General features: G+C 67.1%; 22 protein-coding genes and 1 tRNA gene. 10 read left to right on the forward strand and 13 right to left on the reverse strand.

The features are described from left to right. The first annotated feature begins 253 nt into the window (after nucleotides 1–253). Both rpsA and AC1RNQ_RS13245 read left to right on the forward strand, forming a co-directional pair. A complete protein-coding gene (gene rpsA, locus AC1RNQ_RS13240; RefSeq protein WP_493171609.1) occupies nucleotides 254–1,966 on the forward strand; it encodes a 30S ribosomal protein S1 in 1,713 nt (570 codons plus the stop codon). A 196-nt stretch (nucleotides 1,967–2,162) separates the two neighbouring features. Further along, nucleotides 2,163–2,441, forward strand: a complete 279-nt coding sequence (locus AC1RNQ_RS13245) for an integration host factor subunit beta (protein ID WP_493171610.1) — start codon at nucleotides 2,163–2,165, stop codon at nucleotides 2,439–2,441. A 109-nt stretch (nucleotides 2,442–2,550) separates the two neighbouring features. Here the strand turns inward: AC1RNQ_RS13245 and AC1RNQ_RS13250 are convergent, their stop codons facing one another. Next, nucleotides 2,551–3,318, reverse strand: a complete 768-nt coding sequence (locus AC1RNQ_RS13250; RefSeq protein WP_493171611.1) for an ABC transporter permease — start codon at nucleotides 3,316–3,318, stop codon at nucleotides 2,551–2,553. Then, the gene (locus AC1RNQ_RS13255) at nucleotides 3,315–4,262 is read right to left on the reverse strand and encodes an ABC transporter ATP-binding protein (RefSeq protein WP_493171612.1); all 948 of its coding nucleotides are present in this window, start codon (nucleotides 4,260–4,262) and stop codon (nucleotides 3,315–3,317) included. The genes AC1RNQ_RS13250 and AC1RNQ_RS13255 overlap by 4 nt, the downstream gene beginning before the upstream one ends. An 89-nt stretch (nucleotides 4,263–4,351) precedes the next feature. Between AC1RNQ_RS13255 and AC1RNQ_RS13260 the strand changes: the two genes are divergently transcribed. Next, a tRNA-Leu gene (locus AC1RNQ_RS13260) sits at nucleotides 4,352–4,437 on the forward strand. Between the two features lie 5 nt (nucleotides 4,438–4,442). Here AC1RNQ_RS13260 and AC1RNQ_RS13265 read toward each other — a convergent pair. The 3 genes from AC1RNQ_RS13265 to AC1RNQ_RS13275 are packed head-to-tail and all read right to left on the reverse strand — an operon-like array spanning nucleotide 4,443 to nucleotide 6,185. Then, on the reverse strand, nucleotides 4,443–4,859 hold the full coding sequence (locus AC1RNQ_RS13265) for a GFA family protein (RefSeq protein ID WP_493171613.1): 417 nt from the start codon (nucleotides 4,857–4,859) through the stop codon (nucleotides 4,443–4,445). 25 nt (nucleotides 4,860–4,884) lie between these two features. Then, nucleotides 4,885–5,277, reverse strand: a complete 393-nt coding sequence (locus AC1RNQ_RS13270) for a RidA family protein (protein WP_493171614.1) — start codon at nucleotides 5,275–5,277, stop codon at nucleotides 4,885–4,887. 41 nt (nucleotides 5,278–5,318) lie between these two features. Beyond that, nucleotides 5,319–6,185, reverse strand: a complete 867-nt coding sequence (locus AC1RNQ_RS13275) for a TolB family protein (protein WP_493171615.1) — start codon at nucleotides 6,183–6,185, stop codon at nucleotides 5,319–5,321. Between the two features lie 79 nt (nucleotides 6,186–6,264). Between AC1RNQ_RS13275 and AC1RNQ_RS13280 the strand changes: the two genes are divergently transcribed. The 4 genes from AC1RNQ_RS13280 (at nucleotide 6,265) to AC1RNQ_RS13295 (ending at nucleotide 11,338) form a co-directional block, all read left to right on the forward strand. Then, a complete protein-coding gene (locus AC1RNQ_RS13280; protein ID WP_493171616.1) occupies nucleotides 6,265–7,131 on the forward strand; it encodes a LysR substrate-binding domain-containing protein in 867 nt (288 codons plus the stop codon). 85 nt (nucleotides 7,132–7,216) lie between these two features. Further along, nucleotides 7,217–8,692, forward strand: a complete 1,476-nt coding sequence (locus AC1RNQ_RS13285; protein WP_493171617.1) for an ABC transporter substrate-binding protein — start codon at nucleotides 7,217–7,219, stop codon at nucleotides 8,690–8,692. A 42-nt stretch (nucleotides 8,693–8,734) separates the two neighbouring features. Continuing rightward, on the forward strand, nucleotides 8,735–9,157 hold the full coding sequence (locus AC1RNQ_RS13290) for a DUF4112 domain-containing protein (protein WP_493171618.1): 423 nt from the start codon (nucleotides 8,735–8,737) through the stop codon (nucleotides 9,155–9,157). 66 nt (nucleotides 9,158–9,223) lie between these two features. Further along, complete coding sequence (locus tag AC1RNQ_RS13295) at nucleotides 9,224–11,338, forward strand: prolyl oligopeptidase family serine peptidase (protein WP_493171619.1); 2,115 nt, start codon at nucleotides 9,224–9,226, stop codon at nucleotides 11,336–11,338. Between the two features lie 160 nt (nucleotides 11,339–11,498). Here AC1RNQ_RS13295 and AC1RNQ_RS13300 read toward each other — a convergent pair whose 3' ends face one another. Further along, nucleotides 11,499–12,839 (reverse strand): sensor histidine kinase, encoded by a 1,341-nt coding sequence (locus tag AC1RNQ_RS13300; RefSeq protein ID WP_493171620.1) that lies wholly within the window; start codon nucleotides 12,837–12,839, stop codon nucleotides 11,499–11,501. A 20-nt stretch (nucleotides 12,840–12,859) separates the two neighbouring features. Next, nucleotides 12,860–13,537, reverse strand: coding sequence for a response regulator transcription factor (locus AC1RNQ_RS13305; RefSeq protein WP_493171621.1), 678 nt, complete (start codon nucleotides 13,535–13,537; stop codon nucleotides 12,860–12,862). Nucleotides 13,538–13,816: 279 nt separating this feature from the next. Here AC1RNQ_RS13305 and AC1RNQ_RS13310 point away from each other — a divergent pair, with 279 nt between their 5' ends. The 3 genes from AC1RNQ_RS13310 to AC1RNQ_RS13320 are packed head-to-tail and all read left to right on the forward strand — an operon-like array spanning nucleotide 13,817 to nucleotide 16,490. Further along, nucleotides 13,817–14,554, forward strand: a complete 738-nt coding sequence (locus AC1RNQ_RS13310; protein WP_493171622.1) for an HAD family hydrolase — start codon at nucleotides 13,817–13,819, stop codon at nucleotides 14,552–14,554. A gap of 5 nt (nucleotides 14,555–14,559) precedes the next feature. Beyond that, on the forward strand, nucleotides 14,560–15,714 hold the full coding sequence (locus AC1RNQ_RS13315; protein ID WP_493171623.1) for a CDP-glycerol glycerophosphotransferase family protein: 1,155 nt from the start codon (nucleotides 14,560–14,562) through the stop codon (nucleotides 15,712–15,714). Continuing rightward, the gene (locus AC1RNQ_RS13320) at nucleotides 15,714–16,490 is read left to right on the forward strand and encodes an FkbM family methyltransferase (RefSeq protein ID WP_493171624.1); all 777 of its coding nucleotides are present in this window, start codon (nucleotides 15,714–15,716) and stop codon (nucleotides 16,488–16,490) included. Before AC1RNQ_RS13315 ends, AC1RNQ_RS13320 begins: the two co-directional genes overlap by 1 nt. Nucleotides 16,491–16,755: 265 nt before the next feature. Here the strand turns inward: AC1RNQ_RS13320 and AC1RNQ_RS13325 are convergent, their stop codons facing one another. From AC1RNQ_RS13325 to kdpC, 6 genes are all read right to left on the reverse strand, one after another. Continuing rightward, complete coding sequence (locus AC1RNQ_RS13325; protein WP_493171625.1) at nucleotides 16,756–17,574, reverse strand: TorF family putative porin; 819 nt, start codon at nucleotides 17,572–17,574, stop codon at nucleotides 16,756–16,758. Between the two features lie 146 nt (nucleotides 17,575–17,720). Further along, nucleotides 17,721–18,011, reverse strand: a complete 291-nt coding sequence (locus tag AC1RNQ_RS13330) for a hypothetical protein (protein ID WP_493171626.1) — start codon at nucleotides 18,009–18,011, stop codon at nucleotides 17,721–17,723. A gap of 111 nt (nucleotides 18,012–18,122) precedes the next feature. Next, entirely contained in the window at nucleotides 18,123–18,278 is a 156-nt protein-coding gene (locus AC1RNQ_RS13335) for a hypothetical protein (RefSeq protein WP_493171627.1), read from the reverse strand. Nucleotides 18,279–18,370: 92 nt separating this feature from the next. Continuing rightward, a complete protein-coding gene (locus AC1RNQ_RS13340) occupies nucleotides 18,371–19,093 on the reverse strand; it encodes a response regulator (protein ID WP_493171629.1) in 723 nt (240 codons plus the stop codon). Continuing rightward, complete coding sequence (locus tag AC1RNQ_RS13345; RefSeq protein ID WP_493171632.1) at nucleotides 19,090–21,759, reverse strand: DUF4118 domain-containing protein; 2,670 nt, start codon at nucleotides 21,757–21,759, stop codon at nucleotides 19,090–19,092. The genes AC1RNQ_RS13340 and AC1RNQ_RS13345 overlap by 4 nt, the downstream gene beginning before the upstream one ends. Then, entirely contained in the window at nucleotides 21,756–22,346 is a 591-nt protein-coding gene (gene kdpC, locus AC1RNQ_RS13350) for a potassium-transporting ATPase subunit KdpC (RefSeq protein WP_493171634.1), read from the reverse strand. The genes AC1RNQ_RS13345 and kdpC overlap by 4 nt, the downstream gene beginning before the upstream one ends. Nucleotide 22,347 lies beyond the last annotated feature (1 nt).

A 22,347-nucleotide genomic window follows, 5' to 3' on the forward strand; every position in this document is an offset into this window, starting at 1 on the left:
GGGGGGCTTGCGCCCTATATGCGCCCCGTCCGACGGGCTTGCCAGCCGGTCGAGGCATGGACAAACCGCCGCTCGGACACGAGCGTCGGGCGTGGCGGGGCGCACCCGTCGCGCCCTTTTTGCTTTGCCCATGGCTCACCGATGGCGCGTTCGAAGGATGCTGCGCTCCGCATCCGGCGGGCGCGGCGGATCGGCCACAAGACCAGCGGAACCAACCGCTTGGCCGGAACAAATGAAGTAAGGAAAAACATCTATGGCCTCTACGGCTTTTCCGACGCGCGACGATTTCGCCGCGCTGCTCGATGAATCGCTGGGTGGTGCCGATGGCGGCTTTGAAGGCCGCGTCGTCAAGGGCACCGTGACCGCGATCGAAAACGACCTGGCAGTGATCGACATCGGCCTGAAGAGCGAAGGCCGCGTGCCGCTTCGCGAATTCGCGATGCCGGGCCAGAAGGCCGACATCGATGTCGGCGACGAAGTCGAAGTCTATGTCGACCGCGTCGAAAACGCCAATGGCGAAACCATGTTGTCCCGCGATCGCGCCCGCCGCGAAGCCGCCTGGGACCGCCTCGAAGAAGAATTCAACAAGGAAGCCCGCGTCGAAGGCGTCATCTTCGGCCGCGTCAAGGGCGGCTTCACCGTCGACCTCGGCGGCGCCGTGGCGTTCCTTCCGGGTTCGCAGGTCGACATCCGCCCCGTGCGCGACGTCGGCCCGCTCATGGACCTGCCGCAGCCGTTCCAGATTCTCAAGATGGATCGCCGCCGCGGCAACATCGTCGTGTCGCGCCGCGCCATCCTCGAAGAAACGCGCGCCGAACAGCGCTCGGGCCTGATCCAGAACCTCGAAGAAGGCCAGATCATCGAAGGCGCCGTCAAGAACATCACCGATTATGGTGCGTTCGTCGACCTCGGCGGCATCGACGGCCTGCTCCATGTCACCGACATGAGCTACAAGCGCGTCAACCACCCGAGCGAAGTCATCAACATCGGTGACACCGTCCGCGTCCAGATCATCCGCATCAACCGCGACACGCAGCGCATCAGCCTCGGCATGAAGCAGCTCGAAAGCGATCCGTGGGAAGGCGTCGCCGCCAAATACCCCGTGGGTGCGAAGCTGTCGGGCGTCGTCACGAACATCACCGATTATGGTGCGTTCGTCGAACTCGAAGCCGGCATCGAAGGCCTGGTCCACGTCAGCGAAATGTCGTGGGTCAAGAAGAACGTCCACCCCGGCAAGATCGTCTCGACCAGCCAGGAAGTCGACGTCATCGTCCTCGAAGTCGACAGCGACAAGCGCCGCATTTCGCTGGGCCTCAAGCAGGCCCAGTCGAACCCCTGGGGCGCGTTCGCCGAAACCCACCCGGTGGGCTCGGTTGTCGAAGGTGAAGTCAAGAACGCGACCGAATTCGGTCTGTTCGTCGGCCTGCCGGGCGACGTCGACGGCATGGTTCACATGTCGGACATCGCGTGGGGCATCTCGGGCGAAGAAGCGCTGCACCTCCACCGCAAGGGCGAGGCCGTGCAGGTCGTCGTTCTCGACGTCGACGTCGAGAAGGAACGCATCAGCCTGGGCATCAAGCAGCTCGAGAAGGGTGCTCCGGCCGTCGGCGGCGGCACCGCTGCGACGGGCTCGGTGAAGAAGAACGACGTCGTCACCGTCACCGTCCTCGAAGTCCGCGACAACGGGCTCGAAGTCCAGGCCGGCGACGATGGCGCCACCGGCTTCATCAAGCGCGCCGACCTTGGCCGCGACCGCGACGAGCAGCGCCCCGAGCGCTATCAGGTCGGCCAGAAGTTCGACGCGATGGTTACCGGCTTCGATCGTTCGAAGAAGCCCAGCTTCTCGGTCAAGGCGATGCAGATCGCCGAAGAGAAGCAGGCCGTCGCGCAGTACGGTTCGTCGGACTCGGGTGCGTCGCTCGGCGACATCCTCGGCGAAGCGCTGAAGGCCGGCAAGAAGGGCTGATCCAGCCCTTTCTTACCGAAATGAGACAGAAGGCCCGCCGGATGCGTCCGGCGGGCCTTTTGATTCCGCGATATATTTTGCGCCTTTGTTGATTCATGTTAGTCTGGCGCCCGCGTTGGGAGGGGTCTCACGCACGGAGCCGGCAACGACCGGTAGCCAGCATCGTAAAGATGCGCGTCAACGATAGGGGAAGCCAATGATCCGGTCGGAACTGGTTCAGAAGATCGCCAGCGAAAACAGCGATCTACGCCTCGAAGAGGTCGAAAAGATCGTCGATGTTTTCTTCGATTCCATTGTGGACCAGCTCGCGTCGGGCGGCCGCGTCGAACTGCGCGGTTTCGGCGCCTTTTCGACCCGCAGCCGCGACTCGCGAACCGGTCGCAATCCGCGCACCGGCGCGGCGGTCGACGTGCAGGCGAAGAGCGTGCCCTATTTCAAGCCCGGCAAGGAAATGCGCGAGCGGCTGAACGACTGAATTCGATTCTTTCGCGGTCACCCAAATGCCGTAGCCCCGAGCCTGTCGAAGGACGCTTCTCGGTGAGGCGCTCTTCGACAGGCTGGGGGCTATGGTTAAGGTATCTGGCTCAGGTCTTGAGCCGGTAGCCCGTCCGGAACATCCAGAAGATCACCGCGAGGCACAAGGTCAGGAAGAGCGCGACCGCACCCATGCTGACCTCGATGCCGACGTCACCCTGCCCGAAGAAGGTCCAGCGGAAACCGCTGATCAGATAAACGACGGGGTTGAACAGCGTGATCGTCCGCCACGCCGCGGGCAGCATGTCGAGCGAGTAGAAGGCGCCGCCCAAAAAGGTCAGCGGATAGACGACGAGCAGCGGGATGACCTGCAACTGCTCGAAGCTTTGTGCCCAGATGCCGATGATGAAGCCGAACAGGCAGAAGGTCACCGCCATCAGGATCATGAAGGCGACCATATAGATCGGATGCGCGACCTGCACATCGACGAACAGATGCGCGGTGGCAAAGATGATCGCGCCGATGATCAGCGACTTGGTCGCCGCCGCGCCGACATAGGCGACGACGGTTTCGAACGGCGACAGCGGCGCCGACAGCATCTCGTAGATCGTGCCCGACCATTTGGGCATATAGATGCCGAAGGACGCGTTGCTGATGCTCTCGGTGAACATCGTCAGCATCATCAGCCCCGGGACGATGAACGCGCCATAGGGCACCCCGCCGACCTCGTTCATCCGCCCGCCGATCGCCGAGCCGAAGACGACGAAATAGAGCGCGGTAGTGATAACGGGCAGCGCGAGGCTGGTCCACACGGTGCGCCCGAAGCGCGCCAGTTCGAACAGATAGATCGCGCGCACGCCGCGCCAGTTCGCGGTCATGCGGCTTCTCCCTTCGCATGGTTGCTGTCGTGGACAAGCCCGACGAAAATATCCTCGAGCGAGCTCTGCCGCGTGTGCAGGTCCTTGAACTGGACCCCGATGTCGGTCATCCGCCGCAGCAGCGACGGCACCCCGGTCGCCTCGGCGCGGCTGTCGAACTCGTAGACCAGCTCGTTGCCCTCGCCCGCGAGCTCGAGCTTCCACTGCGCCAGTTCCTCGGGGATCGCCGCCAGCGGCTCGACCAGGTTGAGCGTCAGCGTCTTGCGGCCGAGCTTCTTGATCAGCTCGTCCTTCTGCTCGACCAGGATCAGCCGCCCGCCGGTGATCACGCCCACGCGGTCGGCCATTTCCTCGGCCTCCTCGATATAATGGGTGGTGAGGATGATCGTGACCCCGCGCTCGCGAAGGCCGCGCACCATGTTCCACATGTCGCGGCGCAGCTCGACGTCGACCCCCGCGGTCGGCTCGTCGAGGAAGAGGATTTCGGGCTCATGACTGAGCGCCTTCGCGATCATCACGCGGCGCTTCATCCCGCCCGACAATTCCATGATCTTCGCGTCGCGCTTGTCCCACAGCGACAGGTCGCGCAGCAATTGTTCGATGAACGCGGGATTGCGCGGCTTGCCGAACAACCCGCGCGAGAAGCTGACGGTGGCCAGCACGGTTTCGAAGGCGTCGGTGTGCAATTCCTGCGGCACCAGCCCGATCATCGCGCGCGCGGCGCGATAATCGCGCTGATGGTCGTGCCCCGCGACGGTGACCGTCCCCACGCTCGGCGTGACGATGCCGCAGACGATGCTGATCAGCGTCGTCTTGCCCGCGCCATTGGGACCGAGCAGCGCAAAAATCTCGCCCTTGGCGATGGTGAGGTCGACCGCGGACAGCGCCATGTGGCCGCCCTTGTACGTCTTGCCGAGCCCGGCGATGGTGAGAACAGCTTCCATGGGGTCCCTCTAGCCGACGTGTCGAGGGCGGTGAAGCGGCAAAGATCGCTTGACCTCTCCGCGCGCCTCGGCTTGACCGGCGATGCCGGGCGGACGTGGCGAAATCGGTAGACGCAGCAGACTTAAAATCTGCCATCCTCTGGATATCCGGGTTCAAGTCCCGGCGTCCGCACCAGCATCTCAAAGATGCCGGATGTCGTCCGGCGCGTTCCACCAATTGTCGTGGAGGCCGTCGCAATAGGCGATCGGCGCGGCCATCAGCTCGTCGACGGGCAGGTCGTCGAGCGCGGCGACGCGCACGCCGACATAAGGTCCGCCCATCGCATCGATATGCCCGTGGCCGTGCGTCGCGGTGCCGCATTTTATGCAGAAGCGGTGGTGCGTCTCGAAGCCCTCGCCGCTGCGCGCATAGTCGCCGAGCACCGCTTCGCCCGCGATCAGGCGGAAGGCGTCGGGCTTCATCCCCGCAGCGTTCCAGTTGCGCTGTTTCCAGCAATAGGTGCAGTTGCATTTGCTGCTGCCGCTCGCGGCGAAGTCCATGTCGACCTCGAAACGCACCGCGCCGCAGTGGCAGCTGCCGTGATAGGTTTTGGTCATCACTTTCTCCTTATGGCGCGGACGGTCATTTGCAGGCGATCGCCTCGATCTCGAGCAGCCAGGCTTCGTCGAAGATGTCGGCGATGATCACGGTAATCGCGGGCGAGTGGCCGCCGAGGATTTCGTGCCGGATCGCGGTGTTGGCGGCGCGGTGGTCGCGGCTCGACAGGAAGATGCCGACGCGGACGATGTCGGTCAGCGCCATGTCCGCGGCGGCGAGCTGGCGCGCGACATTGGCCCAGGCGAGGCGGCATTGCGCGTCGAAGCCCGCCGGAACCTCGCCCGCCCCGTCCGCCGGCACCTGCCCGCCGACGAACAGCCACTGCTGCGGCGCGGGCACCAGATAGGCCTGCGCATAGGAGGAGCCGCTCGGCTCGATGGCGCGTGCCTGGACGCCTTGGTGATTCATCGCCGCCATCGTCGCCACTCCAACAGCTCCTGCCCCAAAATCGCGCCGGTTCAGCATTTTGGCGGCCAATCCTCACGGCTTCCAGCGACGAGCGACGACAGGAACATCTCTCCTGACCGGTCGCCATCGGCCTGCGCGAAGAGCAGTTTCTCGCCGCGCGGCGACAGCAAGGGTCCGACCTGAAAGACGGTGTCGTCCGCCGCGAGCCTTGACCGCTCGACCCATTTTTCGCCTTCGCGGACAAAATGATAGAGGTGCGAACGGTCGCCGCGGTCGGAGACGAGGATCAGCGTGCGCCCGTCGCGCGAAATCTCCGCCTCATAGTCGTTGGCGGCACTGCTCACCGGCGGCCCGACATTCGTCACCTGCCAGCCGCCACCCGTATCGCGCGTCGCGACATAGATATCGCCGTCGCCGAACCCGCCCGGCCGCGCCGATCCGAAATAGAGCCGCCCGCTCGCGTCGGCACGCGGCAGCAGCTCGGCGTGGGGCGAATTGACCGGCGGCGGCAACCGCTCGGGCTCGCCCCAGCGTCCGTCGTCGCCGCGCGCGACATGATAGATGTCGAAATCCGCGTTCGCCGGGTCGTGCCGCGCCGAGATAAAATAGAGCCCGCTGCCGTCCGGGACGAAGCCTGGATCGGCCTCGATCGCGGGCGCCGGCGCGGCAAAGGGCGGCGGTTCGGGCGCCGACCAGGCGCTGCCCTCGCAACGCGAGTGCAGCAGGCGCCAGTTCGCGAAGCGCGCATCGGCGGCGAGATAGACCATCTCGCGCCCGTCGGGCGAAAAGGTCGGGGTCGCTTCATAGCCCGGCGTGGCGATGTTGGCAGGTGTCCAGCGCTCGGCAGGGGTCTGCGCCGGCGCGACGCATCCTCCGAGCAAAAGCGCTGCGGCGAGCATGGGGAAATCCTGTTTCATCCCCGCCGACTAGCGGGCGTGGTAGCCCGCGCAAAACAACGTCATTGCATGCACATGACAAGCTGGGCTTAATATGGACATGCCGCCGCAACGCCCGCCCTCGCTCGAAACCCTGCGCGTCTTCGACGCCTGCGCGCGCCACGGCAATTTTTCGCGCGCCGCCGCCGAACTGTGCGTCACCCCCGCCGCGGTCAGCCAGCGGATCCGCGGGCTCGAAAGCGACATCGGCAAACCCTTGTTCGTGCGGAGCGGCCCGCGCATCACGCTCAACGGCGACGGCGAGCGACTCCTCGCGCGTACCAGCGCGATGATGGCGCTGGCGCGCGCCGCGATCGACGAGTTGCGCGATGTCCGCACGCTGCGGCTGACCGTCACTCCGACCTTCGCGTCGCGCTGGCTCGCCCCGCGGCTGCCGGGTTTCGAGGCGCTGCATCCCGGCATCGCGGTGGAGATCGACGCATCGACCGACCTGCGCGACCCCGACGCCTATGATCTCGCGATCCGTTCGGGCGCGGGGCGCTGGCCGGGCGCGCATGCGACCCCGCTGTTCGCGATCGAGGCCACGCCGATGCTCAGCCCGCGGCTTCTGGAGAGTCCAGGAGTGGCGAATCCCGGCGATCTCGCACGCGTCGCGCTCGTCCCGGGCACCGACTGGCCGCGCTGGTTCGCCGAGCAGGGCCTCGAAGTCCCCGCGCTGCCCGGGCCGGCCCGCGCGGGTTACCCGACGCAGGAGCTCGCCGCGCGCGCGGCCATCGAGGGACAGGGCGCAGCGCTGCTCTCGCCGCGGCTGTTCCGGTCCGAAATCGACGCCGGGCGGCTCGTCCGGCCTTTCGCCTTCCTGCTGTCGGGGCCGCATCACTATTGGCTGGTCGAACCCGGCGCGCGCGGCGATCCGGCGGCGGCGGCCTTCCGGAACTGGCTGCTCGCGGAAATCGCCGCGCGCTGACCCGCGCACCCTTCCGGTTTCGCGCCGCTTGGCTATGATGGCTGTAATGCCCCCAACGAATTCCACGCCCCGGATCAGGACGCGCATGCCGCGGATCGCCGCCGCCGTCCTGCTCGCGCTGACACTGCCGAGCTGCGGGCTGTTCGGCGCGCGCGGCCCGGTGACGATCGCCGCGATCGGCACGCTCAACGGCGCGGTCAGCCCGATCGGGGGCGAACTCAATGCCGCCAACGCCGCTTTGCTCGACGCCAGCTCGCAGGGGCTGGTCAGCTATGACGGCGAGGCGCAGATCGACGTCGGGCTCGCCGAGCGCTGGACGGTGACCGGCGACGGGCGCAGCTATATCTTCCGCATCCGCGAGGCCAAATGGGCGAACGGGCGCAAGGTCACCGCGGGCGACGTCGCCGCGATCCTGCGTTCCTATCTGGGGCCGGGCAGCCAGCACCCGCTGCGCGGCGATTTTCCGGAGGTCGAGGCGATCCGCGCGATGACCGACACGGTCGTCGAAATCCGCCTCTCGGTCGCGCAGCCGGGCATGCTCGAACTGCTCGCGCAGCCGTCGATGGCGATCGTCAACCGCGGCCTCGGCTGGGGGCCGATGCGCGCGAAGCGCGCCGGCAAGGCGATGCTGCTCACTCCGGTGGCCGATCCGCTCGCCGAAGACCCCGAAGCCGCCGAGGCCGCCGCCGCCGACCCCGCGGCGTCGATCGAGCTGGTCGGCACCTCGGCGGCAAAGGCGCTCGCGCGCTTCAAGAACGGCTATGCCGACGGCGTCATCGGCGGCCGTTTTTCGACCCTGCCCTATTTCGCCGCATCGAACATCGGCCGTTCGCGGCTCGTCGTCGACCCGGTCCCCGGGCTGTTCGGGCTGAGCTTCACGAGCAGCGACGGCCTGCTCGGCGTGCAGGCCAATCGCGAAGCGCTGTCGCGCGCGATCCGGCGTGAGCGGCTGGTCGATGCCTTCGGGCTGCAGGAATGGCAGTCGCAGGTGACGCTGCGCCCCGACCTCTACACGCGCGACGTCGGGCCGACGCCGCTCCTGCCCGCCTGGGCCGAATTCGACGAGCAGTCGCGCTTCGTCCAGGCGAAGCGCGTGATCGACGCATGGCGCGCGGGTGGGCGCGAGATCGCGCCGCTGCGCATCGCGGTGCCCGACTCACCCGGCGGGCGCATCCTCTACGCCTATGTCGCCGCCGATTTCGCGCGGCTGGGCGTGCCGAGCCGCCGCGTCGGGCTGGCGGCGCGCGCCGACCTCAGGTTGATCGACGAGGTGATGCCCAACGACGATGCCTTGTGGGGCCTCCGCCGCCTGTCGTGCCGCGCCGACACCATCTGCCACCGCGACGCGCAGGAGAGGATCGACGAAGCCGTCGCGGCGACCAGCGCCGCCGAGCGCGCAAGGCTGATCGGCGAGGCCGAGGCGCTGCTCGCGGGCTATTCGCCCTTCATCCCGATCGCCACCCCGCTGCGCTGGTCGGTCGCGTCGCAGCGGCTGACGGGGCTGCGCGCCAACGGCCGGGCGCAGCACCCCTTGAATCACCTGATTGCCCTACCCAACTAATACAGTGGCGCTCAAGATCGGGCGCTGCCTGAAAGGACCCCGATGGCCCCTTCGACCCCCGACACCGACGCCCTGTTCGATACGCTGATCCAGAACCGCCGCGATCCCGCCGCGCTGCGCAAGCGCGTCGAGACGCTCGAGATCATCCTCGAGCGCAGCTTCGTGATCCCTGGCATCAACCGCCCCGTCGGGCTCGACGCGATCGTCGGCCTCGTCCCCGTCGTCGGCGACGTCATCGCCGCGGCGATGGGCGCTTACCTGATCTGGGAAGCGCGCAACCTCGGCATGCCGAAGTGGAAGATCTGGCGGATGGTCGGCAACCTCGGCGTCGACACCACGCTCGGTGCGATCCCGGTCGTCGGCGACGCCTTCGATCTGTTCTTCCGCTCGAACACGCGCAATCTCAAGATCATCAAGAAGCATCTCGACAAGCATCATCCGGGCACGATGATCATCGACCAATAGCGGCGCTTCCCTCCGGCCGTCCGGTGGTGCTAACACAGTAGCATCGGACGATTTTCGGAGACCCAGATGATCCGCGCCACGCTCGCCGCGCTCGCCCTCGGCTGTTCCTTCGCGACCCTCGCCGCCGCCGCCGAGAAGGAGGAGAAGGACCCCTATCTCTGGCTCGAGGAGATCGAGGGCAAGAAGGCGCTCGACTGGGTGAAGGCGGAGAATGCCGCGACCGACAAGCTGATCCTCGGTCGCCCGGGCTTCGAGGCCGATCGCAAGCGCGCGCGCGAAATCCTCGACGACGACCGCCAGATCGCGATGCCCGGCGAGGTGATGGGCGAGACAATCACCAATTTCTGGCGCGACGCCGCCAATCCGCGCGGGCTGTGGCGCCAAAGCCCGCTCGCCGCCTGGCTTGCGGGCAAGCCCGAGTGGAAGACGCTGATCGACGTCGACGCGCTGGGCAAGGCCGAGAAGCAGAGCTGGGTGTGGCACGGCGCCGACTGCCTCGCCCCCGAGTATAAGCGCTGCCTCGTCTCGCTCAGCCCCGGCGGGACCGACGCCGACATCGTCCGCGAATGGGATCGTAGCACCGGGCAATTCGTCGAGGGCGGTTTCGCCGTTCCGCTCGCCAAGAGCAGCGTGACCTGGGAGGACGCCGACAATCTGCTCGTCGCGACCGACTTCGGCGAGGGCAGCATGACGACCTCGGGCTATCCGCGTATCGTCAAGCGCTGGAAGCGCGGGACGCCGCTGTCGGCGGCCGAGACTTTGGTAGAGGGCGAGACCGCCGACGTCGGCATGGGGGTCGGCGCCGAGATGGACGGCGACACGCGCTGGCCGGTCATCAGCCGCAACAAGAGCTTCTACACCACCGAATATTATATCCCGAACGGCAGCCGGTCGGGCTATACCGACACGATCATCCCCGAGACCGCCGAACTGCGCGGGGTGATCGACGGGCAGGCGATCATTTTCCTCAACGACAAGGAATTCGACTATCCGCCGGGTTCGCTGCTCGCGCTGCCCTTGCTCGAAATGTCGCGCGGCGACCAGGTGCCCTTCGTTCCCGTGATGACGCCGACCGCGTCGCAGGCGATCGAGAATGTCGCGGCGGGCGACGATATATTGTGGGTCAAGGCGCTGGACGATGTCGAGGGCAAGCTCTTTGCGCTGCGCCGCGACCAGCCCCATGGCCGCTGGAGCCAGAAGGAAGTGCCGCTCGCCGCCAATGCGACGGTGCAGATCGCGGGGGTGATCGGCAAGACCAACCAGGTGCTGGCGACCGCCGAAACCATGCTGCAGCCGCCCACGCTTTATGCACTGGCCGAGACGGGGGCGCCGCAGGCGGTGCAAAGCCTGCCCGCGATGTTCGATGCCAAGGACATGAGCGTCGAGAAACGCTTCGCGACCTCCAAGGATGGGACGAAAATACCCTATTTTCTCGTCCGCAAGAAGGGCGCGAGCGGACCGGTGCCCGCGCTTGTCCACGCCTATGGCGGGTTCAAGGCGGCGCAGACGCCGGCTTATCTGACCGGCCAGCCCTATCGCGCCGGCCCCCTCGGGCTGTTCTGGGTCGAGGACGGCAACGCCTATGTCCTCGCGAACATCCGCGGCGGCGGCGAATATGGACCCGCCTGGCACCAGGCGGCGCTCTACGAGAAGCGCCAGAACAGTTTCGACGACCTGCATGCGGTCGCCGAGGATCTCGTCGCGACCGGGGTCAGCCCCAAGGGCAAGATCGCGATCTCGGGCCGCTCGAACGGCGGCGTGCTCGTCGGCGCGGCGATGGAGCAGCGCCCCGACCTCTATGGCGCAGTGATCTCGGGCTCGCCGCTCAAAGATATGAAACGCTTCAACAAATTGCTCGCGGGCGCGTCGTGGATGGACGAATATGGCGACCCCGACGATCCCGCCGACTGGGCGTTCATCTCGAAATATTCGCCCTATCAGAACCTCAGGAAGGGCGTGAAATATCCGCCGATCTTCCTCTATCTCTCGACCAAGGACGACCGCGTCCACCCCGGCCACGCGCGTAAATTCGCGGCGCGGCTGAAGGAATATAGGAACCGGGTCTATTATCACGAATATCTGGAGGGCGGCCATTCGGTCGGCGCCGACCATGCCGAGGATGCGGTGCGCGCCGCGATGCTGCATGCGTTTCTGCTGCGGGAACTGGTGGAGAGGAAGTAGGGGGTGGGTTTCGGGCGAAACTTGTTATCGGGTTTTACCCAACGTCACCCCGGGCTTGACCCGGGGCCTGCCTTGTCTTGAAGAAAAAAGGCGGATCCCGGATCAAGTCCGGGATGACGAAGAATGGGGCAGCACCGGCAGCTCCCATTCCAACCTCCGCTCAGAAAATCACCACCACCAGCGTCCCCGGTTCGGCGTCGCCGATCTCCAGCGCCCCCTTGTGCAGCGCCACGATCGCCGCGACCAGCGCGAGGCCCAGCCCCGTCCCCGGCGCGCTAGCGGTCTCGCGCACGCGGAAGAAGCGCTCCTTCACCCGCTCGCGATAAGCGAGGGCGATGCCGGGGCCGCTGTCGCTGATCTCGATGCGGATGCGCCCGCCCTTCGCGGTCGCCGCGACCAGGATGCGGCCGCCCTCGCCCGCATATTTGACCGCATTGTCGAGCAGGTTCGACACCGCCTGGAAGATCAGGTTGCGGTCGCCCTCCATCACGAGCCCGCCCGCGATCGCGCTTTCCAATGTCTGCCCATGCGCGTCGACATCGGGGCTGTGCAGCTCGATCGCATCGGCCAGCAGCGCACTCAGATCGACGCGCGCGAAGCCCGCGAAATGCCGTCCGCTCTCGATCCGCGCGATGCGCAGCAGCGCGTCGAAGATCGCCTGCAACCGCGCGGCCTCGGCGATCGCCTGCTCGGTCAGCCGCTCGCGTTCCTTCGTGCCCTTCGCCATGCGCAGTTCGTCGAGGTCGGCGTGCAGCCGCGACAATGGCGTGCGCAGTTCGTGCGCGACATTGTCCGACACGCGCCGCACCGACTCGACCGATTCCTCGATCCGCCCAAGCATCAGGTTGAGCGTCTCGGCGAGCTCGTCGAAATCGTCGCCGGTGCCGCGCAAGGGGATGCGCTCGGTCATGCTGCCCGCCATCACGCGCCGCGCGGTGCGCGTCACCGCCTCGATTCGGCGCCCGACCGCGGCGCTCATCGCAAAGCTGCTGCCGACCGCCAGCAGCGCGGCGATCAGGATCAGCCACGCCGACCCCATCGAGAAGAGTTCGTCGCGGTCGTCGATATCCTCGACGTCGCGCCCGACGATCAGCCGCGCGCCGTCCGCCAGCCGGCGTTCGACCGACAGCGACGTAAAATCCTCCTCGCTGCCCTGCACCGACAGGTCGGCGTCGAGCATGCGCCAGCCCTCGATCGTCTCATCGGGCCAGCTCGGCAGATTGGCGCTCAATGTCTGGCCGTCCGCGCCGATCAGCGCGTGAAAGGCGTGGCGATGCCCCGCCAGCCGCTGCCGCGCGTCGAGCGCCGCGATCAGCGCGCCACGCCCCTCGGCCCGATCGACCGCGACGAGCCGGCCGGTCTCCCCGATCACCTGCTCGGCCTCCTGCTGCATCGGGCGCGCGACGCCGATCCAATAGGCGGCACCGAACAAGGTCAGCATCGAGGTCAGGAACAGGACGACGTACAGGATGCCCAACCGGAAGGTCAGGCTGCGCGCCATCCTCCGCCAGCGCTCCTGCGTCACGCGCCTGCCCGCATCATATAGCCGGTGCCGCGCACGGTGTGGACTAGCGGGGCGTCATAGCCCTTGTCGACCTTTTGGCGCAGCCGGCTGACATGCTGGTCGATGATGTTGGTCTGCGGGTCGAAATGATAGTCCCACACATGTTCGAGCAGCATCGAGCGCGTCACCACGCGGCCCTCATTCTGTGCAAGATAGACGAGGATGCGGAATTCGCGCGCGGTGAGGTCGACGGGCCTCCCCTGCCGCTTCACCTGCTGGCCGAGCAGGTCGATCTCGAGGTCGCCGACCGCCAGCTTCGTCTCGGCGACGATCGCCGGCCCGCGCCGCGCGAGCACGTCGACGCGCGCGAGCAGTTCGGACATGGCGAAAGGCTTGGTCAGATAATCGTCGCCGCCGGCGCGCAGCCCCGCGACGCGCTCGTCGACTTCGCCGAGCGCGCTCAGGAACAGGATCGGGGTCGCGTCGCCCGTGGCGCGGATCGTCTGGACGATCGTCAGCCCGTCGACCTGCGGCAGCATGCGGTCGACGATGATCAGGTCGAAGCTGTCGGCAGCGGCGCGGAGCAGCCCGGCGCGCCCGTCGCCCTCGTGCGTGACGACATGCCCCGCGGCCTTCAGCCCCTTGCCGATATGCTCCGCGACGCGGGCGTCGTCCTCGATCACCAGGATTTGCATTCGATCCCCACATACCAAAACCCTCCCCTTCAGGGGAGGGCAGCGAGACCTGGCGGCTTCCGCCTGGTCGCAGCGGGTGGGGGCCAGCGGCCTTGCGCGAGGTTCGGGCCCCCACCCCAACCCCTCCCCTAAAGGGGAGGGGCTTTGAAGACCACAGCCGCGAACATTTGATTTTCGACATGTTCGGTGTCGGCACACGATCATGGCCAAAATCAAATCTTTGCGCCACCCGCCCGTTAAGCCCGCCCGCCATGGCTCTGCGCAGCAAAGGAGCGAACCATGGGCCAGGCACAGGTCAACATCGCGGCGGCGCCCCAACCGGAAGCCGCGCGGGCGAAGATCGAACTGTCGGTCTTCGATCTCGACCGCACGCTGACCATCTTGCCGACCTATACCCCCTTTCTCTTCTTCGCCGCGCGGACCCGCGCGCCTTGGCGGCTCCTCCTCGCCCCGCTGCTGCTGCCGCTCGCGCTGCTCTATGCGCTGAAGCTGCTCCCGCGCTGCCGGATGAAGCAGGCGATGCACTGGGTCGCATTGGGCGGCGCGCTGCCCGAACGCGAGGCCGCGCGGCTCGCCGACCGCTTTGCACAGCATCTGGTGGCACGCGGCCTGTACGCCGAGGGGCTGGCGCTGATCGAAAAGGAACGCGCCGCGGGGCGCCGCATCCTGCTCGCGACCGCCGCGCCGCATTTCTACACCGCCGCGCTCGCGCGCCGGCTCGGCATCGCCGACGTCGTCGCCACCGCCTCGTCGTGGCAGGAGGGCAGCCTCGTCCCCACGCTCGCCGGCGCCAATTGCTACGGCGCCGACAAATGCACGATGGTCGGGGCCTTTTTGGACCGCGCCGGCATCGCGCGTGAGGCCACGCATATCCGCTTCTATTCGGACCATGCTTCCGACCTGCCGCTCTTCGACCTCTGCGACGAACCCGTCGCGGTGAACCCCTCCCCCAAATTGGCCGCTATCGCCGCCGCGCGCGGCTGGCCGGTGCTCGACTGGCGCAAAGCAAAGGCCTGACCCCCATGCGTATCGGTTTCCTCTTCAACCACAGCGCCGGGCACCAGGTCGCGCACGCCCTCCCCGTCGCGCTCGCGCTGCGCCGACTGTCGAACCACGCCGAGATCCGCGTCCTCGTCTCGCAAGGGAGCGAGGCGGAGGTGACGCGGCTGCTCGATCGCGAGGCGGGGCCGCGCCCCGACGTCGTGCGACTGGCGCCGCCGTCGCGCCTCGCAAGCACCGCGCAGCGTGCAACGGGCGGCGCAGTCCCCGCCGACACGCTGTCGGTGCTGCGCCGCAACCTCGGCCATTTCCGCGACCTCGACGCGCTCGTCGTCCCCGAAAAGACCTCGCTGCTGCTCAAGACGCATTTCGGGCTCGACAATCTGAAGATGATCCACACGCGCCACGGCGCGGGCGACCGTGCGATCGGCTTCGACAAGGCGAGCGGGAAATTCGATCTCGTGCTGATGTCGGGGGCGAAGATCCGCGACCGGCTGGCGGGCGCCGGGCTGCTGCGCGAGAACGGCCATGCGATCGTCGGCTACCCGAAGTTCGACCTGCCGCCGCGCAGCCCACGCCCGCGGCTTTTCCCCAAGGACCGCCCGACCGTCCTCTACAACCCGCACCCCTCGCCCGCGCTGTCGAGCTGGTACCGCATGGGGCCGCAGATCCTCGACTGGTTCGCGAAGAGCGACCGGTACAACCTCATCTTCGCGCCGCACGTCATGCTGTTCCAGAAAAGGCTGACCGCCTCGCTCTCGCCCTTCGCGCTCGGCTGGAACCGCCTGCCCGACGTCCGGCACTACGACCTCGACCATATGCTGATCGACACCGGCAGCGCGGGGAGTGTCGACATGACCTATACCGACGCCGCCGACATCTACCTCGGCGACGCGAGCAGCCAGGTCTACGAGTTCATCCGCCGCCCGCGCCCGTGCGTCTTCCTCAATCCGCGCGGCCATGCGTGGCGCGGCAATCCCGATTTCGCGCATTGGCAGGCGGGCCCGGTGGTCGAGACCCTCGACGATTTCGAGGCGGCGTTCGAAGAGGTGCCGATGCTCGACCCCGCCGACCGCCAGCGCCAGCAGGGCCTCTTCGCCTACAGCTTCGACCTCGACGCCCGCCCTTCGTCGGAACGCGCGGCCGCGGCGATCCTCGACTATATGGGCCGCGCCTGATGATCGGCCTCGCTTCCCCCTCGCCGCTCGGCGCCTTCGTCGAATATGGGCTGGTCAAGACGCTCGCCAAATGGCGTGCCCGCGCGCTGTCGGCGCTGCGCCCGGTCAGCGACCGGCCCGTGCGCACGCGCTACGGCGTAACGATGCACGCCAACTGGCGCGACCGCACCTTCCAATATTGCTATCACGGCACCTATGGCCCGGTGCTCGCCGACTATCTCGCAAATCGGCAAGGGCCTTTCGCCTTCGTCGATATCGGCGCGAACCAGGGGCTCTACAGCCTGATCGCGGCGCAGAACCCGCACTGCGGCGCGGTGACCGCCTTTGAGCCCGTCGCCGCGACCTTCGCTCTTTTGGGGCGCAACATTGCGGCGAACGCAGGAGCGGCAAAGGTGGCGGCAGTGGACGCGGCCATCTCGCGCGAGTCCGGTGCCGCGACGATCGCCACCGACAGCGCGCACAGCGGCACCGCGAGCCTGCGCCACGCCGACGCCGGGGGCGAGCCGATCCGCATCCTCAGCGCCGCCGAATTCGACCCGCTGATCGACGCGCATCTGCCGTTGATTGTAAAGATCGACGTCGAGGGGCATGAGGAGGCGGTGATCGACGCGCTCATCGCCTCGGCGCACCTGCCGCGCATCGCCGCGATCTTCTACGAGATCGACCGCCGCTGGACCGACGCCGCCGCGATCGAGGCGCAGCTCTCTGCGGCAGGTTTCGCGCGCTTTGCCCGCTACGGCTTCGGGCGCCATTATGACGTGCTGGCGGAGCGCTGATCCGCACCGCTGGCCGCCCCGCCGCACGAACGCCGCCGCGGCCTGATAGGCGTCCATGAACGCCCGCGCCTCGCCGACCAGCGCGCTCTCGGCCGCCTGCGCCGCCGCCTCCGGCGCGGAAAACCCCGTGATCGCAGGCGCCGCCGCGAGCGCCAAAGCCGCCCATATCCGATTCATGCCAGTCTCCCTCATGCGAGGTTAGGCTAGGCATCAACGCGAGGGAAGCTGCCGGGCGCATCGCGACTTCGCGCCCGGCATCAAGCGGTCAGAAGGCGGCGGTCACGCTCGCCACGACGGCCGCGTCGGCAATCGATCCGCTGCCGTCGCCGCCCTTGCTGAAATTGGGCTGCAAACGCGCCGCCTCTGCCTTGCCGATGTCGGTATCGACGTAGGAGAGATTGAGCGTCAGGTTGCGCCAAGTCGCGTCCATGCCGAGCGACCAGTCCCAGTAGCGGCCGGTGGGCGCGACGCTGGTGCCGTTGGGACCGAGCCCGGGATTGCCGTCCGAATAGCCGATATGCGCCTTCGCCGTCAGCGGCGTTCCGGCGATGGCCAGCGCGCCGTCGCCCCACAGATAGAGATTGTCGTCGCTCTGGCCGCGGCTGTTCGGCGCCGCCGACACATTGGCGAGCGCGTGCTGTTTGGGCGCATAGGCGGCCCCGGCGGTCAGCGTGGCGGGTCCCGTCGTGCCGGTCAGCTTGACATAGGGTTCCGCGAAGTCCGATTCATCGGCGCCGCCCGGATACATGTACCAGACCAGCCCGACATCGAGCGTCGCATTGTCCGCGACGGGCAATTTGTAGCCGCCGATCAGGTCGAGCTCCATGTTCGCGCCGCCAAACGTCCCCCAACCGGCGAGGTTCGAGCCCCACACCCCGGCGTAAAGCCCGCTCTTATGCGTCAGGGTCAGCCCGCCCTGCACCGCCATCTCCTTGTCCGACTGCGATACGCCGCGGAAGCGATAGTCCGAGGCGATCGTCGCCGAACCCGAAATGACGACGGCAGGCTTCTCTTCCTCCTGCGCCGAAGCGGCGGCAGGCGTCAGGGCTGCCGCCAGAAGGGCCGCAGAGATGATGTGTTTCATATTGTCCTCATGGGTGTTCGCCCGGCCGGAATGGCGCAGGCTCGTGAGGCGGCTCAACTAGATCGGGCGCGCGTTGAAAATCGAGACGGGCCGAGGCGCAATCGCATAGTGTTTTCACTATGCGCGGGCGGGTCGGCGGGAGCGCCTTATCGGTCGCGATCGAAATAGGTCGTCGGCGGCGGCAGCCGCCGCCATCGCTCGGACACCTCGACCGATTCCCAGAGACCGGGACCGACGAAGAGCAGCGCGCTCCCCGCACTGCCGCAGAGGAAGACGATCGCCGCGAGCAGCATCATGAAGGACGAATAATCGCGCGAAGGCGTGGCGAGCGCAAGCTGATGGAGCCGCACCGCGACCGACCAGCCGGTGGCAAGCAAGGCGATCCCGCCTGCGCGCAGGCCGATGTTGGCGGAGAGGTTTTCGTGCCGGTATTTCATTGGGAGACCTCCGAAGGAGGTCATCCACCTACGCATAGGCGCGTAGGAATTCGAGAGCGCGAAACGCGGCGGCGCATTGAAATTGCATAGGATCGGCGCACAGATCGAAATCTAGCGCACTGCGTCGGCGACGAAGGCGATGGCTGCAACGATCGCGCACATATAGACCGTCAGCAGCGACGGCCCCTGCGCGCCCAGCCAGTCGACGATGCGATCCCGGACGCGCGATGGTCCGGCTGGGTCGGTTTCGATATGATGTCCGATCATGGACAATAGCTAGCCGCTAGCACCGTTGGAATTCGAGAGCGGCCAGCGGCATTTTCCATAGCAATTGCATAGGATCGGCGCGCTGCTGCGACTCAGCGCCCCTCATGCCCCTCGGCGAGACCGTCCGCCCCGAGGCGCAGCCGATAGCCGATGCCGAGTTCGTTGCAGATAATCTGCGGCTGTTGCGGATCGGCCTCGAGCTTTTGGCGCAGCGTGCGGATCAGGACGCGCAGATATTCGACATGATGCTCGTGCTCGTGCGGCCACACCTCGTTCATGATCTGCTTGTGGGTGATAACGCGGCCGGGAAAGCGGGCGAGTTGCGCCAGCACGGCATATTCCTTGGGCGTGAGATGCACCTCCTTGCCCCCCTTGGTCACCGTTCGCGCGACGAGGTCGAGCTGCACGTCACCCACCGTGAGGCCGAGGTTGCCGCCGTCGCGCGTCAGGCGATGGCGGAGCGCGACGCGGACGCGCGCGAGCAGTTCGTCGGTGTCGAAGGGCTTGGTGAGATAATCGTCGGCGCCAAGGTCGAGCGCGGCGACCTTCTCCTCGGTGGCGTCGCGCGCCGACACGACGATCAGCGTCGTCCCCGATTGCTGCTTGAACAGCGGTACGAGTTCGAGCCCGTCGCGGTCGGGGAGCCCCAGGTCGAGCAAGGTGATGTCGGGGCGCTCCTCGTGCAGCCGCTCGGTCGCCTCGCGCGCATTTTCGGCTTCGACAATCGCATAGTCGGCGCGTTCCAGCGCCGCGCGGATCAGGCGGCGGATATGGAGTTCGTCGTCGACGACGAGCACCTTGTGACGCACTTTCATGGGATATCCTTGTCGGTGAGATTCGTGATGATCAGCGCTTCGGGGATGCGGATCGTGAAACAGGCCCCGTGCGGCTCGTCATTGTTGCCCGCCTCGACCGTCAGCCCCATCGCCTCGGCGAAGCCCTTGACGATCGCGAGCCCGAGGCCGGTGCCATGCTTTACGCGGTCGCTGCCTTCGAGCCGCGTAAAGGTTTCGAAGACGCGTTTCTCGTTCCCCGGCGCAATCCCCGGTCCCTGGTCGATCACCGAAAGCAGGATCGCGTCGGCGGTGCGGCTCGCGCGGATCGTGATCGGCGTATCGGGATCGGCGTAGCGCCCCGCATTGTCGAGCAAGTTGATCAGGCAGTGGTGAAGCAGCACCGGATCGACGCGCACGAAGGGGATGTTCGGGGCGATATCGATCTTGACCTCGTGCCCCGCGAGTGACGCGCGCGTATCGTGCGCCGCACTCGCCGCCGCGTCGAACAACTCGGTGGCCTCGGCCTTCATCGGCAGCGCGCCCGCCTCGACGCGGACCATGTCGAGGAGGTTGGATACGAAGCGGTTGAGGCGCAGCGCTTCGGTCTCGACCGTCTCGGCGAGTTCCGGCGAGGGATGCCGTCGCATTTCCTGCGCGGCGGACAGGATCGTCGTCAGCGGCGTACGCAGGTCGTGGCTGACCGACGAGAGCAGGGCCGAGCGCAGCCGGTCGCGCTCGTCGACCTGCCGCGCGCGTAGCGACGCCTCCTCGAGCTCCATGCGATCGAGCGCGATCGACGCCTGGTCGAGCAGGCTCATCAGCAGCGGCACCTGGTCCGACCGCACCGGCTCGCCCGCGTCGTCGCGGGTCAGGCCGAGCACGCCGAGCACGCCGCGCGTCGTGCACAGCGGATGGAAGAGCCAGTCCGACGCGGTGAGCGTCGACGACCCGCGGCCCGCGGGCTGCTCATTGTCCATTGCCCATTGCGCCGCCGCGCGCTCGATCTGTTCGAGCCGGTCTTCGGGCGGAACCGCCGCGCGCAGCGTCGGGCCGTCGGCCGACGGGAGCAATAGCGCCGTCCGGACATGGAGCAGGCGGCCGACCTCGGCGCAGATCGCCTGCATCAGCGTGTCCTGATCGGGCGCGGCCGTGAGCAGCCGCGAGAAACTTGCGAGCGCGGCATTCTGACGTGCGCTCGATTGCGCAAGGTCGGCCTGCGCGCGCACGCGCGCGGCGAACTGGCTCGTCACCACCGCCACACCCAGCAGCACGAGAATGCTGACGACATTTTCGGGATTGTTGACGGTGAGCGTGCCGGTCGGCGGCAGGAAGAAGAAATTATAGGCGAGGCTCGATGCAAGCCCTGCGAAAAGCCCGGCGCGCAGGCCGAAGGTCGCCGCCGCGAACATCACCGGTACCAGATAGAGCAGGGCAATATTGCCAAGGTCGATCGCCTCGATCAGCAGGCGACCCAGCGCGGTCATCGCGGCGACCATCGCCAGCGACCAGATATAGTCCGACGTCTTGCCCCAGCGGCCGGGAACGGCGATCGCGCGGTGCCGGGCCGCCTTTGCTTCGGGCTCGCCCGGCAGGACATGCACCGCGACATCGTCGATCGTGCGCACAAGCTGGTCGACCACCGAGCCGTGGCGCAGCTCGAACCACCACGGCCGCGCCGACTTGCCGATGACGATCTGCGTCGCGCGGGCATCTTCGGCGAAAGCGCGCAACCCCTCGACCACGCTCGCGGCGGGGACGGTCGCGGTCGACGCGCCCAGCCGCGAGGCCAGCGCCAGCGTGTCGGCGAGCTGTTTGCGGTCCTCGTCGGACATCGCCCGGCTGCGACGCGTCTCGATATAGACCGCCGCCCAGGGCGCCTTCAGCGCATCGGCGAGCCTTTTGCCCGCGCGCACAAGTTCGGCGGCGACGGGCAATTCGCTGACCGCGACGACGATCCGCTCGCCCACCGCGAAGCTGCCCGCGAGCGCGTGGCTGCGCACATGCTCGAGCATCTGCGCATCGACCGCCTGCGCCGCGCGGCGGAGCGCCAGTTCGCGCAGCGCCGTCAGGTTGGACTTCGAGAAAAAATGGGTGAGCGCACGCGTCGCTTCCTGCGGGATATAGACCTTGCCGTCACGCAACCGCTCGATCAGCTCGTCGGGCGGGATGTCGACCACCTCGATCTCGGCATTTTCGAGGATCGAGTCGGGCACCGTCTCGCGGACGCGGACGCGGGTGAAGGACGCGACGACGTCGTTGAGGCTCTCGACGTGCTGGATATTGATCGTCGAATAGACGTCGATGCCCGCGTCGAGCAATTCCTCGACATCCTGATAGCGCTTGGGGTGCCGGCTGCCGGGCGCGTTGGTGTGCGCAAGTTCGTCGACGAGCACGAGTTGGGGATGACGCGCGAGAATCGCGTCGATGTCCATTTCGCCGAGACTATGACCCTGATGGTCGACGTCGCGGCGCGGGATGATTTCATGGCCGTGGACCAGCGCCTCGGTCTCGCGCCGGCCGTGCGTCTCGACCACGCCGATCACGACATCGATCCCGGCCTCGCGCCGTTGCCGTCCGTCGGTGAGCATCTCCCACGTCTTGCCGACGCCCGGCGCGGCGCCGAGAAACACCTTGAGACGGCCACGACCTTCCTGCGCCGCCTGGCGCAGGAAGGCTTCGGGGGATGGTCGATCGTTTCCTGTCACGCGGCGGGTTTAGCCCCAAAAGCATCGAGCCGTCGATTGAGCTTGAACACATTGACGCGCGGCTCGCCAAGAAAGCCGAGCAGCGGTGTTTCGACGCTCTGTTCGACAAGCTTCCGGACCGCAGCAGGATCGAGTCCCCGTGCTCCGGCGACGCGATCGACTTGATAGAAGGCGGCCTCGGGGGTGATGTCGGGGTCGAGCCCCGAGCCCGAGGTGGTGACCAGATCGGCCGGCACAGCCTTGCCGGGTTCGGTGGTCTTCAGTTTCTCGACATCGCCCTTCACCCGGTCGACGAGCGCCTGCGACGTCGGGCCGAGGTTCGAGCCCGACGAGGCAAGCCCGTCATAGCCGTCGCCCGCCGCCGAAGGACGCGTGTTGAAATAGCGTTCCGACGCGAAGGCCTGACCGACGACAGTCGAACCGACGACCTTGCCATTCTCTTCCACGAGGCTGCCGTTCGCCTGGTTCGGGAAGAGCACCTGCCCGATGCCGGTGAGCGCCAGCGGGTAGGCGAGCCCGAGGAGCAGCGCAAAGAGCAGCGTCATGACGAGTGCCGGACGCAGCGAGCTGATGAAATCCTTGTTCATT

The sequence above is a fragment of the Sphingopyxis sp. GW821-FHT12F08 genome (genome assembly GCF_058806755.1).

Excerpts from the sequence above, each read along its gene's own strand:
- AC1RNQ_RS13340 (WP_493171629.1), bottom strand. The coding sequence starts at position 19,093 with ATGAAAGTGCGTCACAAGGTGCTCGTCGTCGACGACGAACTCCATATC.
- AC1RNQ_RS13270 (WP_493171614.1), bottom strand. The coding sequence starts at position 5,277 with ATGGCGGCGATGAATCACCAAGGCGTCCAGGCACGCGCCATCGAGCCG.
- AC1RNQ_RS13285 (WP_493171617.1), top strand. The coding sequence starts at position 7,217 with ATGCCGCGGATCGCCGCCGCCGTCCTGCTCGCGCTGACACTGCCGAGC.
- rpsA (WP_493171609.1), top strand. The coding sequence starts at position 254 with ATGGCCTCTACGGCTTTTCCGACGCGCGACGATTTCGCCGCGCTGCTC.
- AC1RNQ_RS13280 (WP_493171616.1), top strand. The coding sequence starts at position 6,265 with ATGCCGCCGCAACGCCCGCCCTCGCTCGAAACCCTGCGCGTCTTCGAC.
- AC1RNQ_RS13330 (WP_493171626.1), bottom strand. The coding sequence starts at position 18,011 with ATGAAATACCGGCACGAAAACCTCTCCGCCAACATCGGCCTGCGCGCA.
- kdpC (WP_493171634.1), bottom strand. The coding sequence starts at position 22,346 with ATGAACAAGGATTTCATCAGCTCGCTGCGTCCGGCACTCGTCATGACG.
- AC1RNQ_RS13315 (WP_493171623.1), top strand. The coding sequence starts at position 14,560 with ATGCGTATCGGTTTCCTCTTCAACCACAGCGCCGGGCACCAGGTCGCG.
- AC1RNQ_RS13255 (WP_493171612.1), bottom strand. The coding sequence starts at position 4,262 with ATGGAAGCTGTTCTCACCATCGCCGGGCTCGGCAAGACGTACAAGGGC.
- AC1RNQ_RS13325 (WP_493171625.1), bottom strand. The coding sequence starts at position 17,574 with ATGAAACACATCATCTCTGCGGCCCTTCTGGCGGCAGCCCTGACGCCT.
- AC1RNQ_RS13290 (WP_493171618.1), top strand. The coding sequence starts at position 8,735 with ATGGCCCCTTCGACCCCCGACACCGACGCCCTGTTCGATACGCTGATC.
- AC1RNQ_RS13310 (WP_493171622.1), top strand. The coding sequence starts at position 13,817 with ATGGGCCAGGCACAGGTCAACATCGCGGCGGCGCCCCAACCGGAAGCC.
- AC1RNQ_RS13295 (WP_493171619.1), top strand. The coding sequence starts at position 9,224 with ATGATCCGCGCCACGCTCGCCGCGCTCGCCCTCGGCTGTTCCTTCGCG.
- AC1RNQ_RS13335 (WP_493171627.1), bottom strand. The coding sequence starts at position 18,278 with ATGATCGGACATCATATCGAAACCGACCCAGCCGGACCATCGCGCGTC.
- AC1RNQ_RS13300 (WP_493171620.1), bottom strand. The coding sequence starts at position 12,839 with ATGGCGCGCAGCCTGACCTTCCGGTTGGGCATCCTGTACGTCGTCCTG.
- AC1RNQ_RS13275 (WP_493171615.1), bottom strand. The coding sequence starts at position 6,185 with ATGAAACAGGATTTCCCCATGCTCGCCGCAGCGCTTTTGCTCGGAGGA.
- AC1RNQ_RS13250 (WP_493171611.1), bottom strand. The coding sequence starts at position 3,318 with ATGACCGCGAACTGGCGCGGCGTGCGCGCGATCTATCTGTTCGAACTG.
- AC1RNQ_RS13245 (WP_493171610.1), top strand. The coding sequence starts at position 2,163 with ATGATCCGGTCGGAACTGGTTCAGAAGATCGCCAGCGAAAACAGCGAT.
- AC1RNQ_RS13305 (WP_493171621.1), bottom strand. The coding sequence starts at position 13,537 with ATGCAAATCCTGGTGATCGAGGACGACGCCCGCGTCGCGGAGCATATC.
- AC1RNQ_RS13320 (WP_493171624.1), top strand. The coding sequence starts at position 15,714 with ATGATCGGCCTCGCTTCCCCCTCGCCGCTCGGCGCCTTCGTCGAATAT.
- AC1RNQ_RS13265 (WP_493171613.1), bottom strand. The coding sequence starts at position 4,859 with ATGACCAAAACCTATCACGGCAGCTGCCACTGCGGCGCGGTGCGTTTC.